General features: G+C 73.9%; 14 protein-coding genes. 5 read left to right on the top strand and 9 right to left on the bottom strand.

What is annotated here, in order from left to right; genetic code table 11:
- The first annotated feature begins 137 nt into the window (after positions 1-137).
- Both ACIO1C_RS31930 and ACIO1C_RS31925 read left to right on the top strand, forming a co-directional pair.
- Positions 138-1,946 carry a glycoside hydrolase family 15 protein gene (locus tag ACIO1C_RS31930; RefSeq protein ID WP_401870445.1) on the top strand — a complete coding sequence of 603 codons (1,809 nt, stop codon included), beginning with the start codon at positions 138-140 and terminating at the stop codon, positions 1,944-1,946.
- A gap of 142 nt (positions 1,947-2,088) precedes the next feature.
- Positions 2,089-3,729, top strand: coding sequence for a PucR family transcriptional regulator (locus tag ACIO1C_RS31925; protein WP_401870142.1), 1,641 nt, complete (start codon positions 2,089-2,091; stop codon positions 3,727-3,729).
- A gap of 55 nt (positions 3,730-3,784) precedes the next feature.
- Here ACIO1C_RS31925 and ACIO1C_RS31920 read toward each other — a convergent pair whose 3' ends face one another.
- The 5 genes from ACIO1C_RS31920 to ACIO1C_RS31900 form a co-directional block, all read right to left on the bottom strand.
- Positions 3,785-4,873 carry a glycosyltransferase family 4 protein gene (locus ACIO1C_RS31920; RefSeq protein WP_401870139.1) on the bottom strand — a complete coding sequence of 363 codons (1,089 nt, stop codon included), beginning with the start codon at positions 4,871-4,873 and terminating at the stop codon, positions 3,785-3,787.
- 149 nt (positions 4,874-5,022) lie between these two features.
- The gene (recN, locus tag ACIO1C_RS31915; protein ID WP_401870136.1) at positions 5,023-6,789 is read right to left on the bottom strand and encodes a DNA repair protein RecN; all 1,767 of its coding nucleotides are present in this window, start codon (positions 6,787-6,789) and stop codon (positions 5,023-5,025) included.
- A gap of 143 nt (positions 6,790-6,932) precedes the next feature.
- Positions 6,933-7,895 carry an NAD kinase gene (locus ACIO1C_RS31910; RefSeq protein ID WP_401870442.1) on the bottom strand — a complete coding sequence of 321 codons (963 nt, stop codon included), beginning with the start codon at positions 7,893-7,895 and terminating at the stop codon, positions 6,933-6,935.
- Between the two features lie 56 nt (positions 7,896-7,951).
- Positions 7,952-8,767: a TlyA family RNA methyltransferase gene (locus ACIO1C_RS31905; protein WP_401870133.1), complete on the bottom strand. Its 816-nt coding sequence runs from the start codon at positions 8,765-8,767 to the stop codon at positions 7,952-7,954.
- Positions 8,768-8,774: 7 nt separating this feature from the next.
- Positions 8,775-9,119: a hypothetical protein gene (locus ACIO1C_RS31900; protein WP_401870130.1), complete on the bottom strand. Its 345-nt coding sequence runs from the start codon at positions 9,117-9,119 to the stop codon at positions 8,775-8,777.
- 42 nt (positions 9,120-9,161) lie between these two features.
- Here ACIO1C_RS31900 and ACIO1C_RS31895 point away from each other — a divergent pair, with 42 nt between their 5' ends.
- Positions 9,162-9,509 (top strand): sterol-binding protein, encoded by a 348-nt coding sequence (locus tag ACIO1C_RS31895; protein ID WP_356431840.1) that lies wholly within the window; start codon positions 9,162-9,164, stop codon positions 9,507-9,509.
- Here ACIO1C_RS31895 and ACIO1C_RS31890 read toward each other — a convergent pair.
- The 3 genes from ACIO1C_RS31890 to ACIO1C_RS31880 all read right to left on the bottom strand — a co-directional run bounded on the left by ACIO1C_RS31890 (position 9,457) and on the right by ACIO1C_RS31880 (position 12,558).
- On the bottom strand, positions 9,457-10,305 hold the full coding sequence (locus ACIO1C_RS31890; RefSeq protein ID WP_401870127.1) for an ABC transporter ATP-binding protein: 849 nt from the start codon (positions 10,303-10,305) through the stop codon (positions 9,457-9,459). The genes ACIO1C_RS31895 and ACIO1C_RS31890 overlap by 53 nt on opposite strands.
- Positions 10,306-10,384: 79 nt before the next feature.
- Complete coding sequence (locus ACIO1C_RS31885; RefSeq protein WP_401870439.1) at positions 10,385-11,413, bottom strand: FecCD family ABC transporter permease; 1,029 nt, start codon at positions 11,411-11,413, stop codon at positions 10,385-10,387.
- Between the two features lie 68 nt (positions 11,414-11,481).
- The gene (locus ACIO1C_RS31880; protein ID WP_401870124.1) at positions 11,482-12,558 is read right to left on the bottom strand and encodes a FecCD family ABC transporter permease; all 1,077 of its coding nucleotides are present in this window, start codon (positions 12,556-12,558) and stop codon (positions 11,482-11,484) included.
- Between the two features lie 47 nt (positions 12,559-12,605).
- Between ACIO1C_RS31880 and ACIO1C_RS31875 the strand changes: the two genes are divergently transcribed.
- Positions 12,606-13,460, top strand: a complete 855-nt coding sequence (locus tag ACIO1C_RS31875) for a siderophore-interacting protein (protein ID WP_401870122.1) — start codon at positions 12,606-12,608, stop codon at positions 13,458-13,460.
- A 54-nt stretch (positions 13,461-13,514) separates the two neighbouring features.
- Here ACIO1C_RS31875 and ACIO1C_RS31870 read toward each other — a convergent pair whose 3' ends face one another.
- A complete protein-coding gene (locus ACIO1C_RS31870; RefSeq protein ID WP_401870119.1) occupies positions 13,515-14,549 on the bottom strand; it encodes an HAD-IIA family hydrolase in 1,035 nt (344 codons plus the stop codon).
- A gap of 73 nt (positions 14,550-14,622) precedes the next feature.
- Here ACIO1C_RS31870 and ACIO1C_RS31865 point away from each other — a divergent pair, with 73 nt between their 5' ends.
- The gene (locus tag ACIO1C_RS31865; RefSeq protein ID WP_401870116.1) at positions 14,623-15,927 is read left to right on the top strand and encodes a DUF1015 family protein; all 1,305 of its coding nucleotides are present in this window, start codon (positions 14,623-14,625) and stop codon (positions 15,925-15,927) included.
- Positions 15,928-16,064 lie beyond the last annotated feature (137 nt).

The raw sequence follows: 16,064 nt of genomic DNA, 5'->3' as shown, positions 1-16,064 counted from the left end.
ATCCTGCTCGGACATTCGCTGCCGATGCAGGCCGGCAAACGGCACCACCCCGCCCGTGTTCCCGGAAAACATGCTCGTCAACGACCCTTAGACCGCAGTTATCGCCCTTAGGGGCGAACGTGGCCGTTCGACTGGAGATGCACGTGGCCGGGCGCATCGAGGATTACGCACTCATCGGAGACATGCAGACCGCCGCCCTGGTCTGCCGGGACGGCACAGTCGACTGGCTGTGCCTGCCCCGCTTCGACTCACACGCCGTGTTCGCGGCCCTGCTCGGTACGGACGAGCACGGCTTCTGGCGGCTCGGACCCGCCTATCCCGCGGGTTCGGTGCCCCCGAGGGCCGCGCGGCGCCACTACCGCGGCGACTCGCTGATCCTGGAATCGGAGTGGGACACGCCGCGCGGCACGGTCCGCGTGACGGACTTCATGCCGCCCCGTGACGGCGCCCCGCAGCTCATCCGGATCGTGGAGGGCGTCAGCGGCCGGGTGCCCATGCGCTCCGCCCTGCGCATGCGGTTCAGCTACGGCCGGGTGACCCCGTGGGTCCACAAGGTCGACAACCGCACGGTCGCCGTCGCGGGCCCCGACTCGGTCTGGCTGGACACCGAGACGGAGACGTACGGCAAGGACCTCACGACGTACTCCGACTTCACCGTGGCGCCCGGCGACCGCGTCGCCTTCACGATCAGCTGGCAGCCCTCGCACAAGGAGCCGCCCGCGCTGCCCGACCCCGAGGGCTCGCTGGAGGCCACATCCGATTTTTGGCGTGAATGGGTCGACCACTGTACGTATCACGGCCCTTACAGGGAGGCAGTGGTCCGCTCGCTGATCACCCTCAAGGCCCTGACGTACGCGCCGACGGGCGGCATCGTCGCCGCCCCGACGACCTCCCTGCCGGAGGAGATCGGCGGCGTCCGGAACTGGGACTACCGCTACACCTGGCTGCGCGACGCCGCGATCACGCTCTCCTCGCTGCTGCGCACCGGCTACCGCGAGGAGGCCCGCGCCTGGCGCGAGTGGCTGCTGCGGGCCGTCGCGGGCGACCCGGAGAACCTCCAGATCATGTACGGCATCGCCGGTGAGCGGGAGTTGGGCGAGGCGGAGCTGGACTGGCTGCCGGGGTACGAGCGTTCGGGCCCGGTCCGGGTCGGCAACGGCGCCGCGCACCAGCTCCAGCTCGACGTGTACGGCGAGGTCACCGAGGCGCTGCACCTGGCGCACATGACGGGCCTGGCCCGCAACGACTACGCCTCGCTGCTCCAGTTGAAGCTGATCCGCTACCTGGAGAAGCACTGGGACCAGCCGGACGAGGGCATCTGGGAGGTCCGCGGGCCGCGCCGGCACTTCGTGCACTCGAAGGTGATGGCGTGGGTCGCGGTCGACCGCACGATCAAGCTCATCGAGTCCGGGGACGCGGACGGGCCGCTGGAGCGCTGGCGCGAGCTGCGGGACGACATCCACCACGATGTCTGCGAGAAGGGGTACGACAAGGAGCGGAACACCTTCACGCAGTCGTACGGCTCCAAGGAGCTGGACGCGTCGCTGCTGCTGATCCCGCAGATGGGCTTCCTGCCGCCGGACGACAAGCGTGTCATCGGCACGATCGAGGCGATCCAGCGGGAGCTCTCCACGGAGGACGGCTTCATCATGCGCTACCCGACCGCCGGCGCCCAGGCGGGCGTGGACGGCCTGGAGGGTGACGAGGGCGCGTTCCTGGCGTGCTCGTTCTGGCTCGCCGACGATCTCGCGATGATCGGCCGGGTCGACGAGGCCCGCAAGCTCTTCGAGAAGCTGCTGGACCTGCGCAACGACCTGGGCCTGCTGGCGGAGGAGTGGGACCCGCGCCTCAAGCGCCAGGTCGGCAACTTCCCGCAGGCGTTCAGCCATGTGCCGCTGATCGACACGGCCCTGCGGCTGACGGCGTCGGGCGCGTACGGGGGCTGAGCGACACCGCACGCGGGTGGGGCCCCGTCCTTCCGGGCGGGGCCCCGCCCGTGCGGGCGGACCGGATCCGGTGCGGGCCGACCGGACCTCCGTACGGGCGGGCGGTGACCGGAACGTACCGGTACAGGTAGCCTCCGCTTCTATGGAGAGCCAGGACGGGATCACCGTGCAGCGCGCGCTTGAGCTGCCAGGACTCCGCGCCGGGCTGCCCGAGGTCGTCGCGGGCGCGGACCGGCTGAACCGTACGGTGCGCTGGGTGCACGCCGGGGAGGTCCCGAACATCGCCTCGCTCCTCAAGGGCGGCGAGCTGCTCCTCACCACAGGACTGGGCCTCGGCACCCGCCCCGCCGAGCAGCGGGCCTTCGTGCGCAGGCTCGCCGAGCGCGGGATCGCGGCGCTCGTGGTCGAGCTGGGGCCGAGGTTCGACCGGCTGCCCGCCACGCTCGTGGAGACGGCGGGGGCGGCCGGGCTGCCGCTGGTCCAGCTCCACCGCGAGGTGCCCTTCGTGACGGTGACCGAAGAGGTGCACACCGAGATCGTCAACGGGCACTACGCGCTGCTGCGGCGGGCCGAGGAGGTCCACCGGCGCTGTACGGAGGCGCTGCTCGACGGCGGCGGGGTGCCGCAGGTGCTGCGGATCCTCGCCGACTTCGCGGCCAATCCCGTCTTCCTGGAGACGGCGGAGGGACAGCTGCTCTACGCGGCGGCCCCGGCGGCCGGGCCCGCCTCGGCACCGGCCGCCGCCGATCCGCTCCAGATCTGGGAAGGGCTGCGCGGGCAGCGCGCGGCCCGCGCGGCGGGGCCGCCCGCGGGCGCCGTGCTGGTGGACGTCCCGGGCGGCGGGCACGGTTCCGGCGCGGTACGGGCCCGGCTGGTCCTGCCCGCCGTGTCGGCGCCACTGCTGCCGGTGCACCGGATGGCGGCCGAGCGTGCGGCGGGCATCCTGGCGGTGGTGCTGATGCAGGCCCGCCAGGAGGAGGAGCTGGCGGCGCGGGGGCGCGGCGACTTCCTGACGGATCTCGCCGAGGGCCGGATCCGCGCCGAGGACGCGCCCGCGCAGGCGAAGGTGCTGGGCTTCAGGCCGGGCGACGGGCCGCTGCTCCCCGTGGTGATGCGGCTGGCCTCGGAGCTGTCGCCGTCCGGCAACTGGGCGCTGCTGGCGAGAGCCGTACTGGAGGAGCTGTCGTCCGTGGGCGTGCCGGTCCTGCTGGGGGTGCGCCCGGTGGAGGGCCGGGTGCCGCTGCTGCTGGGGCTGCGCTCCGACGGTGAGCGTACGGCGGTGGCTGACCGGGTCGCGACGGCGCTGCGGGCCGGTGTGGAGCGCGCGGGCCTGGAGCGGCCGGGGGCGCAGCCGCCGGTCGTGGTGGTCGGGGTCCCGGGCAACTGGGCGGCGGCGAGCGCGGGGCTGCGGCACGCGGCGGAGACCGCGACGGCCGCGCAGGGCCTCACCGACCTGCCGTGGTACGACGCCCGCCGCCTGGACATCGACCTGCTGCTGTGGCGGCTGCGGGACCATCCGGATCTGGCGGCCTTCGTGGACCGCGCGATCGGCCCGCTCCGCGCGCACGACAGGACCGCGCGGCCGGCCCTGCTGCCCACCCTGGAGGTCTTCCTGGCGCACGCGGGCCGCAAGGCGGAGACGGCCCGCGAGCTGCATCTGAACCGCCAGACGCTCTACAACCGGCTGGCGCGGATCGCGGAGCTGCTGGGCACGGACCTGGACGACCCGCAGACGGTCCTGGCCCTCAGCCTGGCGCTGCGTGCCCGGCGTCACGCGCCATGAATCGTTTCGCCCACCGGCGGTGTCCTCCATCGCCGGACGGGCCGGACTTCCCTGATCAGCGAACGCGTCGCGGCTGCGTCAACTCGTCGTAGACGCTGAGCATCTGAGCGATCGAATCCTCCTCCGTCGGCCACGTCGCCGCCTGCGCCCGGCCCGCGGCGGCGAGTTCCTTCCTGCGGTCCGCGTCGCCGAGGAGCCGTACCACCGCCGCCGAGAGCGCCACCGAGTCGCCGTACGGCACCAACTCCGCCGCGTCGCCCACCAGATCGGGGTTGCCGCCGACCGCCGTGGCGACGAGGGGGACGCCGAGGCGCAGCGTCTCCTGCGCGAGGACGGAGCGGGCCTCCCAGCGGCTGGAGAGCAGCACCAGGTCGGCGGCGTCGAGGAGTTCGCCCACGTCGTCCCGGCGGCCGACCAGCCGGACGGGCAGGTCCGCGCCGTCGATTCGGCGCTGGAGCCGCGCCCGCTCCCGGCCCTCGCCCGCGACGACCAGCAGCGGGACGGGGTCGAGGCCGCGCCACGCGGCGGCCGCGTCGAGCAGGGTGTCGTACCCCTGATGCGGGACGAGCGCGCCGACGGCCATCAGCAACGGGCGGTCGGCCGCGCCGAATTCGGCGCGGGCCTTGTTCCGGGGCCCGTCGGGGAGCGGGCGCGCGGCCGGCACCGCCAGCGGGGCGAGCCGGGCGTCCCGCGCCCCGCGCCGCCGGGCCTGGTCGACCAGCTCCGAGGAGGTGCCGAGCACCACCGCCGCCGTCCTGACGACCCGTCGCTCCAGCAGCCGCGTCAGTGACCCGCGCGCGCCCTCGCCCTGCGAGCGGGTGTGCCAGGTGACCACGAGCGGCACCCGCTGCCCGCCCAGCGCGAGCGCGGTCCGCGCGGCGGCGTGCAGTCCGTGCGCGTGCACCACGTCCGCTCCCGCGCACGCCGCCCGCAGCGCGGCGACCGCGGCCGGGTCCCCGCGCCTCGGTACGGGTACGTGGTGGGCCCCGGCGCCGCCGAAGTCGTACGAGCGCTCCAGATCGGCGGGGGCGCACACGGTCACGCACACTCCCCTGGCGACCAGTCCGGCCGCCAGGGAGCGGACGTGCGCACTGCTGCCCGCGCTGCCGCCGCCGAGCACCTGGACCGTACGCAGTGGTGTCACGTGGCCAAGGCTCCTGGGTCGGGATCGGGGGTACGTCAAGGATGCCAGTCCGTACGCACGTTCCGACACCGCGGAAGCGTCGTTCGTGTGTCCGCCGCCTCAACTCCCCCTCCAGGTTCACCCACCCGGGTGACATACGGAGAGGGAGGTCAGCCGGGGCCGTCGGCGCGGGCCGTGGCGAGGAGTTCCTCGGCGTGGGCGCGGGCCGTCTCCGAGTCCTCCTGCCCCGCGAGCATCCGCGACAACTCCCGTACCCGGTCCTCGCCTTCCAGGACCGTCACGCCCGAGCGGGTCACCGAGCCGTCGTTGGTCTTCTCGACCAGCAGCTGACGGTCGGCGAACGCCGCGACCTGGGGAAGGTGGGTGACCACCACCACCTGCGCGGACTGGGCGAGTTTGGCCAGCCTGCGGCCCACCTCGACCGCCGCCTTGCCGCCGACCCCCGCGTCGACCTCGTCGAAGAGGTACGTCGGCACCGGGTCGGAGCCCGCGAAGACCACCTCCACGGCGAGCATCACGCGGGACAGCTCACCGCCCGACGCGCCCTTGGCGATCGGCCGGGGCTGGGCGCCCGGGTGCGGGGCCAGGAGCAGTTCGACCTCGTCGACGCCGTGCGGGCCGTACACGACCGACCGGCCGCCGACCTCGATGCCGGACGTCTCGTCGGCCGCCTCCGTCTGCCGGATGTCGAACGACACCCGCGCGTGGGGCATGGCCAGCGAGGCCAGCTCCGCCGTGACGGCCTCCGCGAAGAGCGCCGCCGCCGCCGACCTGGCGTCGGTCAACGCCTGGGCGAGACCGGACAGTTCGGCGCGCAGCGCGTCCCGCTCCGCCGTCAGCTCGCCGATCCGCTCGTCGTCGCCCTCCAGTTCGGCCAGGCGCGCGGTGCTCTCCTCGACCCAGACGAGGACACCGTCGATGTCTTTGCCGTACACGCCGTACTTGCGGGTCAGCGAGGTGAGGGACGCCCGGCGCTCCTCCACGGCGGCCAGCCGCAGCGGATCGGCGTCCAGGTTGTCGGCGTATCCGGCCAGTTCCCCGGCCACGTCCGCCAGCAGGATGGAGATCTCCCCCATCCGCTCGGCGAGCCCGGCGAGGGCCGGATCGTGCGCCCGTACGGCGTCCAGGGTCCGCCCCGCGCCCCCGACGAGCGTCGTCGCGTCCACGGCCTCCGGGTCCTCGGGGTTGCCCGCGAGAGCCGCGTGGGCGACGGACGCGGCCGAGGCCAGCGCCTCGGCGTGGCCGAGCCGCTCGGCCTCCGCGGCGAGTTCGACGTCCTCGCCCGGCAGCGGCTCCACCCCGGCGACCTCCGCCAGGCCAAAGCGCAGCAGGTCCGCCTCCTGCGCCCGTTCCCTGGCGCGGGTGGTCAGTTCGTCCACCTCGGTGGCGACCGCCCGCAGCCTGCGGTAGGCCGCCGCGTACTTCGCGTGCGGGTCCGTGACCGTCCCGCCCGCGTACCGGTCGAGGGCCTGCCGCTGCCGCGCGGGCCGCAGAAGCCCCTGCTGGTCGGTCTGGCCGTGTACGGCGACGAGGTCGTCCGCCAGTTCGGCCAGCACCCCCACCGGCACGGAACGCCCGCCGATGTGGGCGCGCGAGCGCCCCTCGGCCGAGACGGTCCTGCTGATGAGCAGCGCGCCGTCGTCCAGCTCGGCACCGGCCTCCTCGGCCCGTACCGCCGCCGGATCGCCCGGGGACAGCGTGATCCGCCCCTCGACGACCGCCGCCTTCGCGCCGATCCGCACCAGGGCGGCGTCGGCCCGTCCGCCGAGCAGCAGCCCGAGGCTGGTGACGACCATGGTCTTGCCCGCGCCGGTCTCACCGGTCACCGCCGTGAAGCCGGGCGACAGCTCGACGACCGCGTCGTCGATGACCCCGAGCGACCGTATCCGCATCTCCTCCAACACGGTCATGACCATACGAGGTCCGGGGACCGCCGTGCGACGGACCCCACCCCTCATTCGCACGGACGTACGGTGTCCGGCCTTCCGTACGACTGGCCGCGCGGCCCTCTCCGTACCTCAGGCACCCGCCCTGACCTGCGCACGCCTGCCGGTACGGCTCAGTGCGGCGCCCCGCGCCAGCCGGAGACCGGCAGCGCGAACTTGGCCACCAGCCGGTCCGTGAAGGAAGCGTGGTGAAGCCGGGCCAGCCGTACGGGCACGGCCCCGCGCCGCACCTCCACCCGCGCGCCCGGCGGCAGCTCGACGGTCCTGCGCCCGTCGCACCACAGGACCCCGTTGGGGGTGTTCGGCTGCACCTCCACCGCCAGGACCGTGGTCGGCGAGGTGACCAGCGGCTTCGCGAACAGCGCGTGGGCGCTGATCGGCACCATCAGCAGCGCCTCCACCTCGGGCCACACCACGGGCCCGCCGGCCGAGAAGGCGTACGCCGTCGAGCCGGTGGGGGTGGCGCAGATGATGCCGTCGCAGCCGAAGCCGGTGACCGGGCGGCCGTCGATCTCCAGGACGACCTCCAGCATCCGTTCGGGCGACACCTTCTGGACGGCGGCCTCGTTGAGGGCCCAGTCGCGGTGGACGACGTCGCCGTTGCTGTGCACGACGACGTCTATCGTCATCCGCTCCTCGACCTCGTAGTCGCGGCTGACGACCCGGGCGACCACCTTGTCCAGGTCGTCGCGCTCCGCCTCGGCGAGGAATCCGACCCGGCCGAGGTTCACCCCGAGCATCGGCACCCCGGAGGCGCGGGCGAACGCGGCGCCGCGCAGCAGGGTGCCGTCGCCGCCGAGCACGATCAGCAGCTCACAGCCTTCGAGGACACCGGGGGTGGCCTCGGGAACCGTCTGCACGGACGACGGCAGCGGCAGGTCGACCGCCTCGCCCGCCAGCACCCGTACCCCGATGCCGTTGCGCAGCAGCCCGGTCACGACCAGCTCCGCGCTGCGGATGGCCGCGGGTCTGCCGGTGTGCGCGAGGAGGAAGACGGTACGTGCCTCGTCGGTGGTGTTCACGGTCTCGGTGGTGTTCACGGTCTCGGGGGTGTGCGCGGTCTCGGGGGTGTTCATGGGCAACGTGGTGTCCATGGGCAACGTGGTGTTCGCGGTCAACGTGGTGTTCGTGGTCAACGGGGTCCCTCCGCCACTGCACGGTCGACGTCCGCCGGATCGAGTTCGGGCGCTCCGGCGTGGAGCCACAGAAAGTACTCGACGTTCCCGGAGGGCCCGGGCAGCGGACTGGCGGTGACGCCCCGCACCCCGAGGCCCAGCGCCGCGGCCCGCCCGGCCACGGCCCGTACGGTCTCCGCGCGCAGCTCGGGGCTGCGGACGACACCTCCGTTGCCCAGCCGCTCCTTGCCGATCTCGAACTGCGGTTTGACCATCAGGACGAGGTCCGCGCCGGGCGCGGCGCAGCGCACCATCGCGGGCAGCACGAGGCCGAGCGGGATGAACGAGAGGTCACCCACGATCAGGTCCACGGGCTCACCTCCGATCTGGTCGAGCGTCAACTCCCGGACATTCGTACGGTCCTTGACGGTGACCCGTTCATCGCCCCTGAGCGACCAGGCGAGTTGTCCGTATCCGACGTCGACCGCGACGACGTGGCCGGCCCCGGCCCGCAGCAGGACGTCCGTGAAGCCGCCCGTGGAGGCGCCCGCGTCCAGGGCCCTGCGGCCCTCGACGATGAGGCCGAGGGGGGTGAACGCGGCGAGCGCGCCCGCGAGTTTGTGCCCGCCGCGCGACACGTAGTCGGGGTCGCCGTCGTCCTCGGTGACGACCACGGCGGCGCTGGTCTCCACCTGGGTGGCGGGCTTGGTCGCGGTGGTACCGCCGACCCTCACCCTCCCCGCGGCGATCAGCTGGCTCGCGTGCTCGCGGGAGCGGGCGAGTTTGCGGCGTACCAGTTCGGCATCGAGACGGCGGCGTGCCAGTCCTGCCACGTTCGGTTCAGCTCCTGTGGTCGTACGCGTGAGGGGTCGCCGGGGGCGCCGGGGGTCCCTGCGGGGCCGGGCGTGCGTCGAGCGCGGTCAGCGCGTCGCGCAGCCCCCGGTGCACATCCTCGTACACCTCCTGGTGCCCGTCGGCGGGGAGGTGGTCGGCGTCGGCCAGCCGCGTGAGCAGCTCGTCCGCGGCGGGGTCGCCGGTCGGCACCCGTTCCACGCCGAGCGGCCGGGGGGCGGCCGGCTCGAAGGCGGGCGGTGGCACGGGCGCCGGGGCGCCGGGGTCCCGCCCGGAGTCGGAACCGGCGGGGGCCGCCGGGGGGTCGCGCGTGTCCGCCGCGGAGTCGTTCATGCCCAGACGCTACCCCGAAGCCCTGAGGTACCGTCGCTCACGATGGCGACGAAGGAGGAGTGCCGCGGCGCACTCGAGAAGCTCTCGGACAATCTGGCGGGCGCGGACGGGGACATCCGTACCGCGGCCGGCTTCGACCGTTCCCTGAGCTGCCACATCACCGATCTGGACCTCACGTTCCGGGGCGAGCTGGTGGGCGGCCGGATCGAGGTGAGGGACAGCGTGCCGGGGCCCCCGCCCGACAAGGCGCAGATCCGCCTGGCGATGACGGGGGACGACCTGGTGGCGCTGGTCGACGGCGAGCTGCACTTCGCGCGCGCGTGGGCGTCGGGACGGGTCAGGCTGGAGGCGGGCTTCCGGGACCTGCTGCGCCTGCGCGCGCTGCTCTGACCGCCGGCGCCCGGCGCTCCCGGCTCGCCGGGACGACCAGTGGGGTGCCCGTCTCCGGGTCCTCGATCACCTGGCAGCGCAGCCCGAACACCCGCTCCACCAGGGCCGCGGTGACGATCTCCGCCGGCGGCCCCTGCGCCACGACCTCCCCGTCGCGCATCGCGATGAGATGGGTGGCGTAGCGGGCCGCGTGGTTGAGGTCGTGCAGGACGGCGACCAGCGTGCGGCCGCCCGTCTCGTGCAACTCGGCGCAGAGGTCGAGCACATCGATCTGGTGCTGGATGTCCAGGAACGTGGTGGGCTCGTCGAGCAGCAGCAGCGGGGTCCGCTGGGCGAGCGCCATCGCGATCCAGACGCGCTGGCGCTGCCCGCCGGACAGTTCGTCGACATAGCGCCCCGCCAGGTCCGCGACGCCGGTCGACACCATCGACTCCCCGACGATCCGCTCGTCGTCCGGCGACCACTGGCGCAGCGGGCCCTGGTGCGGGTAACGGCCGCGCGCCACGAGGTCGGCGACGGTGATGCCGTCGGGCGCGAGGGAGGACTGCGGCAGCAGCCCGAGGATCCTGGCCACCTTCTTGGCGGGCATCGCGTGGATGGCCGTACCGTCCAGCAGGACCTGTCCCCGGGTGGGCCTCAGCATCCGGGAGAGCGCGCGCAGCAGGGTCGACTTGCCGCAGGCGTTCGGTCCGACGATCACGGTGAAGGAGTGGTCGGGGATCGCCACGGACAGGTCGCGGGCGATGACCCGCCGGTCGTAGCCGAGGGTCACGGCTTCCGCGGTGAGGCGCTGCATGGTCGTGCTCCTGCTCCTGGGGACGGGGTTCTGGTACGTACGTACGGGTCGTCGGGCCTCCTTCATGAACGGCCGTCGTTCACACGCGCCCCGCCCTGCGCTCGGTGACCAGCAGCCACAGCAGATAGCAGCCGCCGAGCACTCCCGTCACCACCCCGACGGGCAGCTGCCGGTCCCCGAACGCCGAAGTGGCCAGCAGGTCCGCGACGAGCAGCAGGACCGCGCCCATCACGGCGGCCGGGCCCAGCCGGGGGCCGGGTGAGCGGGTGAGCCGGCGGACGAGCTGGGGCGCGCTGAGCGCCACGAAGGAGATGGGCCCGGCGGCGGCGGTCGCCGCGGCGACCAGCACCACGGCCGAGCCCATCAGGACCAGCCGGGTGCGCTCGACCCGTACCCCGAGCGCGTACGCCGCGTCGTCTCCCATCTCCAGCATCCGCAGCGGCCGTCCGTAGCCGAGGATCAGCGGGACGAAGACGGCACAGAGGGCGAGCAGCGGCCACACCTGTGCCCAGTCCCGGCCGTCGAGGGAGCCGGTCATCCACAGGACGGCCCGGGTCGCGTCGACCAGGTCGGCCTTGGTGACCAGATACTGGTTGGCGGCGGTGAGCATGGCGGCGGCGCCGATCCCGACGAGCACCAGCCGGTAGCCGTGCACCCCGCGCTTCCAGGCCAGCAGGTAGACCGCGACCCCGGTCACCGTCCCGCCGACGATCGCACCGCCCGCGACGGCGACCGCCCCACCGTGGAGGAGGACGATCACGCTCAGCGCGCCGACGGTCGCGCCCTGCCCGAAGCCGATGACGTCGGGGCTGCCGAGCGGGTTGCGGGTGACGGACTGGAAGACGGCGCCGCCGATGCCGAGGGCCGCGCCGACCAGCAGCCCCACCAGAACGCGCGGCAGCCGCACCTCCCGGACGATGAACTCCTGGGCGGGCGTGCCGTTCCCGAGCAGGGTGGCGACAACGTCACGGGGGGACATGGGGTAGTCGCCGTGGCCGATGAGCACCACGGCGGTGGCCAGCGCGGCGGCGGTGAGCAGCAGGACGACGAGGGTGGCCCGGCGGTCGAACCGTACGGACAGCCCGCCGGGCGTCCGTATCGCCCGCACTCCACGGACCGCACGGCTCGCGGGGGCCGCCTCCGCCGGCCCGGGGGCCTTCTCCCGGGAGAACGCGGTCACAGCCGGGCCATCCTCTTGCGCCGTACGAGATGGATGAAGACGGGCCCGCCGACCAGCGCGGTGACGATCCCGGCCTGGAGTTCCGAGGGCCGGGCAACCACCCGGCCGAGCACGTCCGCGCCGAGCAGCAGGACGGGCGACAGGACGGCCGCGTACGGCAGGATCCACCGCATGTCGGGGCCGGTGAGGGCGCGTACGAGGTGCGGCACCATCAGCCCGACGAAGACGATCGGCCCGCACGCGGCGGTCGCGGCCCCGCAGAGCAGTGTGACGGAGAGCATGGCGAGGACACGGGTCCGGGTCAGGTGCGCGCCGAGCGCGCGGGCGGTATCGTCGCCCAGCTCCATGGCGTTGAGCGGCCGGGCGATCAGCGCGGCCACCGCCACCCCGGCGGCGATGAACGGCCACACCTTGCCGACGGTCGCCGGGTCGGCCGACGCGAGCGAGCCGACGGTCCAGAACCGCAGCCGGTCGAGCGCCGCCGAGTCGAGCAACTGGACGGCGTTGACGTAGCCGTAGAGCGCGGCCGTCGCGGCGGTGCCCGCGAGCGCGAGACGCACGGGCGTGGCGCCCCGGGTGCCGCCGAGGACGTACACGGCCGCCGAGACGACCCCCGCGCCGAGGAAGGCGAACCACACGTAGCCGGTGACCGAGGTGACGCCGAGGAAGCTGATGGCGGAGACGACGGCGGCGGACGCCCCCGCGTTCACGCCCAACAGGCCCGGCTCCGCGAGCGGGTTGCGGGTCAGGCCCTGCATCACGGCCCCGGAGAGGCCCAGGGCGGCCCCGACGAGCACGCCGAGGACGGTCCGGGGCAGCCGTACGTCCGCGACGATCACGTCGTTCCCGGTGCCGGTGTCATGGAACAGCCCGTGCCACACGTCCCCCAGGGGGACGGACTTGGCGCCGATCGCGATGCTCGCCACGCAGACCAGCAGCAGGACACCCACGGAGACCAGCAGCCCGGCCGCGCGCGGGCCGCGCCGGGAGCGGGGGCCGGAGGCGTCCGGCCGCCGCGCCAGGGGCGCCCGGCTCTGGGCCCGGCTCTGTTCGGGGGGACTGTCGACCAACACGTGGTTAGGTTAGCCTACCCTCGCAAAGCGTCGAGGAAGGGCACCGTATGAGCACCGTCTCCCACGTCCCGTACCGGTACTTCGAGGTCCATGTGGTCCGCACCGAGCGGATCACCCCCGGCATGCTCCGTGTTGTCCTCGGCGGCGCCACCCTGGCCGCCACGGCCACGGCCGGCCGCGACCAGCGCGTCAAGCTCTTCCTGCCGCACCCCGGTCAGGACAGGCCCGTCATGCCGCCCATGGAGACGGACTCGGACGACTGGTACGGGAACTGGCGCGCGCTCGACCCGGACGTCCGCGGCATCATGCGGACGTACACCGTCCGCGAACTGCGCCGCGAACCGTCCGAGCTGGTCATCGACTTCGCACTGCACGGCGGACCGGACGATCCGGCTGCCGGGCCCGCCGCGCGCTGGGCCGGTACGGCGGTCCCCGGCGCCCGGCTCGGCGTCCTCGCCCCGGTGGAGGAGGACAACCTCGGCTACGACTTCCGCCCGCCCGAGTCCGCCGACTGGATCCTGCTCACCGGCGACGGCTCCGCCCTCCCGGCCCTCGCCGGCATCCTCGAATCACTGGCCCCCGGCATCCCGGCCCGCGTCTGGATCGACTTCCACGACCGGGAGGACCGCCAGGACCTCCCCACCAAGGCCGACGCCGAGATCACCTGGCTGGTACGGGACGCGCACGGCGACTCCCCCACCACCGCCGACGCGATCCGCGCCGCCGTGCTGCCGCCGGGCACGCCGTACGCGTGGGTCGCCGGCGAGTCGGCGACGGTGAAGGCGGTACGGCGCCACCTCGTCGCGGAACGCGGATTCGACCGCGGGGCGGTGAAGTTCACCGGCTACTGGCGGCGCGGGACGTCCGAGGACCAGCTGCTCCAGGCCGACGAGGACGCCTGAGGGTACGGGCCGGCACCGCCGGGCCCGTACCCCCGCCACATCCCTGCCCCCGGCCTACAGAGCGAGCTTGGCCAGCGCCTTGCCCGCGTCCAACTCGGCCGCCCCGTCGCCCGCGTGGGTCCACGCCGCCGCGCACAGCGCCCGCAGCCCGTCCATCGCCCCGCCGTCCCCCGCGAGCGCCAGCTCACCGCCCCGCACGGACGCCGTCCATCCCCCGCAGCCGAACCCGCCGTCCGCCTCGGCGACTTCGGGCTGCCCGGTCAGCAACCCCCGCAGATCCGCGTCCACATACGTCGGCCGGTGCGCGGGCTCCGCCGCGAGCAGCCGCGCCGCGTCCGTCACCCCGGTCAGAACGAGCAGCGAGTCCACCCCGCCGTTGAACGCGCCCTCGATGTCCGTGTCCAGCCGGTCCCCGACCACCAACGGCCGCTTCGCCCCCGTACGGAGGATCGTCTCGCGGTGCATCGGAGGCAGCGGCTTCCCCGCGACCCGCGGCTCCGCGCCCGTCGCGATCCGCACGACCTCGACGGCCGCGCCGTTGCCCGGCGCGATGCCCCGTGCGCTCGGAATCGTCAGATCCGTGTTGGAGGCGAACCACGGCACACCCCGCGCGATGGCGTAACCGGCCTCCGCGAACCGCCCCCAGGCCAGGTCCGGCCCTCCGTACCCCTGCGCCACCGCGACCGGCCCGTCGTCGGCCGACTCGACCGGTTCGAGGCCGCGTTCGCGCAGCGCGACCCGCAGCCCCTCACCCCCGATGACCAGCACCTTGGAACCCTCGGGCACCTGCTCGGCGATCAGCCGGGCGACCGCCTGCGCCGAGGTGATCACATCGGCGGCATCGGCCGGCACCCCCAACTCCGTCAGGTGCGCGGCGACGGCGTCCGGGGGACGCAGGGCGTTGTTGGTGACGTACGCCAGACGCATCCCCGCGTCCCGGGCCGTACCCAGCGCGTCCACCGCGTGCGCGATGGCCTCCCCGCCCGTGTACACCACCCCGTCGAGATCGAGCAGAGCCGTGTCGTACGCCTCGTTCAGCGGTGTCGTACTGCCGCGGGGCCTGGTCGTGCTCTGCTGCTGCTCGCTCATCGAGTCTTCCGCTCCTCGCTCGGGACATCTCCCCCGATCATCGCTCATCCCGTACCCCACATACGATGCACGGATGAACACCACGGGTCCGCCGGACGAGAACAGAGGTCTGCGCCTGATCCCCATCCGCGGACTCCGCTACGTCCCCGAGCGGGTGGGCAGCCTGTCCGCCGTGACCTCCCCGCCGTACGACGTGGTCATCAGGCCCGACGGACTCCACCACCTGGAGTCGGCGGACCCGTACAACATCGTCCGGCTGATCCTGCCGCAGGCCGCCACCGCCGGGGAGAGGCACCGGCAGGCGGCGCGGACACTCGCCGCGTGGCTGGCGGAGGGCATCCTCGCCGCCGATCCGGAACCCGCCCTGTACGTCTACGAGCAGCGCAAGGGCGATCTGCTGCAACGCGGGGTCATCGGGGCGCTGGAGCTGTCCGTGCCGGCCGACGGGATCGTCCTGCCGCACGAGGACGTGATGCCGGACGTGGTGGAGGACCGGGCGGCCCTGATGCGGACGACGGCGACGAACCTCGAACCGCTGCTCCTGACGTACCGGTCCGACGACGCCACCGCCACCACGGGAGCGGACACGACGGGCACGAGCGCGGTCATCGGACGCACCCTCACCCGGCCGCCGCTCCTCGCGACCACCACGGAGGACGGCTTCGCCCACCGCCTGTGGTCCGTCACGGACCCCGCCGACCTCGCCGAGATCCGGACCGACCTCGCGCGCCACCAGGCCCTCATCGCCGACGGGCACCACCGCTGGGCGACGTACCTGCGGCTGCGCACCGAGCATCCGGCGGGCAGTCCCTGGGACTTCGGGCTCGTCCTGCTGATCGACACGGCCCGCTACCCCCTCCAGGTCCGCGCCATCCACCGGCTGCTGCACCGGCTCCCGGTCGCGCGGGCCCTCGACGCGCTCGGGGACGCGTTCCGGGTCCGCACGCTCGACGTCCCGCTGACGGAGGCTCTGGCCGAGCTGGCGGAGGCCGCGTCCGAGAGCAACGCGTTCCTGCTGGCCGGGGACGGCCGCTTCCACCTGGTGGACCGCCCGGACAAGGGCCTGCTGGCCCGTACGGTACCGGCGGAACAGCCCGCCGCCTGGCGGGAACTGGACGCGACGGTCCTGCACGCCGCGCTGCTCGACCACCTCTGGCGGATCCCGGACGCGCCCGAGCACATCGCCTATCTGCACGACACGGCGGCGGCCGTCACCCAGGCCGAACGGGTCGGGGGGACGGCGGTGCTGATGCATCCGGTGCGCGAGGAGGTCGTACGGGATCTGGCGCGCCAAGGGGTCACGATGCCGCGCAAGTCGACGTCGCTCGGCCCCAAGCCGGCGACCGGGCTTGTCCTGCGGAGCCTGACGCTCGGCTGAAACGAAAAAAGGCGAGTGGGGGGGGCCCCCCCCCGGGGGGGGCCCCCCCCCCGCACCGCCCACAGGTTGGGGTTGTTGGTGTGGTGCGACGGGGCGGGCCGGCCAAGGGCCGCCCGGGGAGCGGGGGCGACGAGCTG

Origin of the sequence: Streptomyces sp. NPDC087420 (genome assembly GCF_044744165.1) — a bacterium.
Lineage (GTDB): Bacteria > Actinomycetota > Actinomycetes > Streptomycetales > Streptomycetaceae > Streptomyces.
Note: the sequence above shows the minus strand (reverse complement) of the source record. Positions and strands in the feature narration are given on the sequence as shown.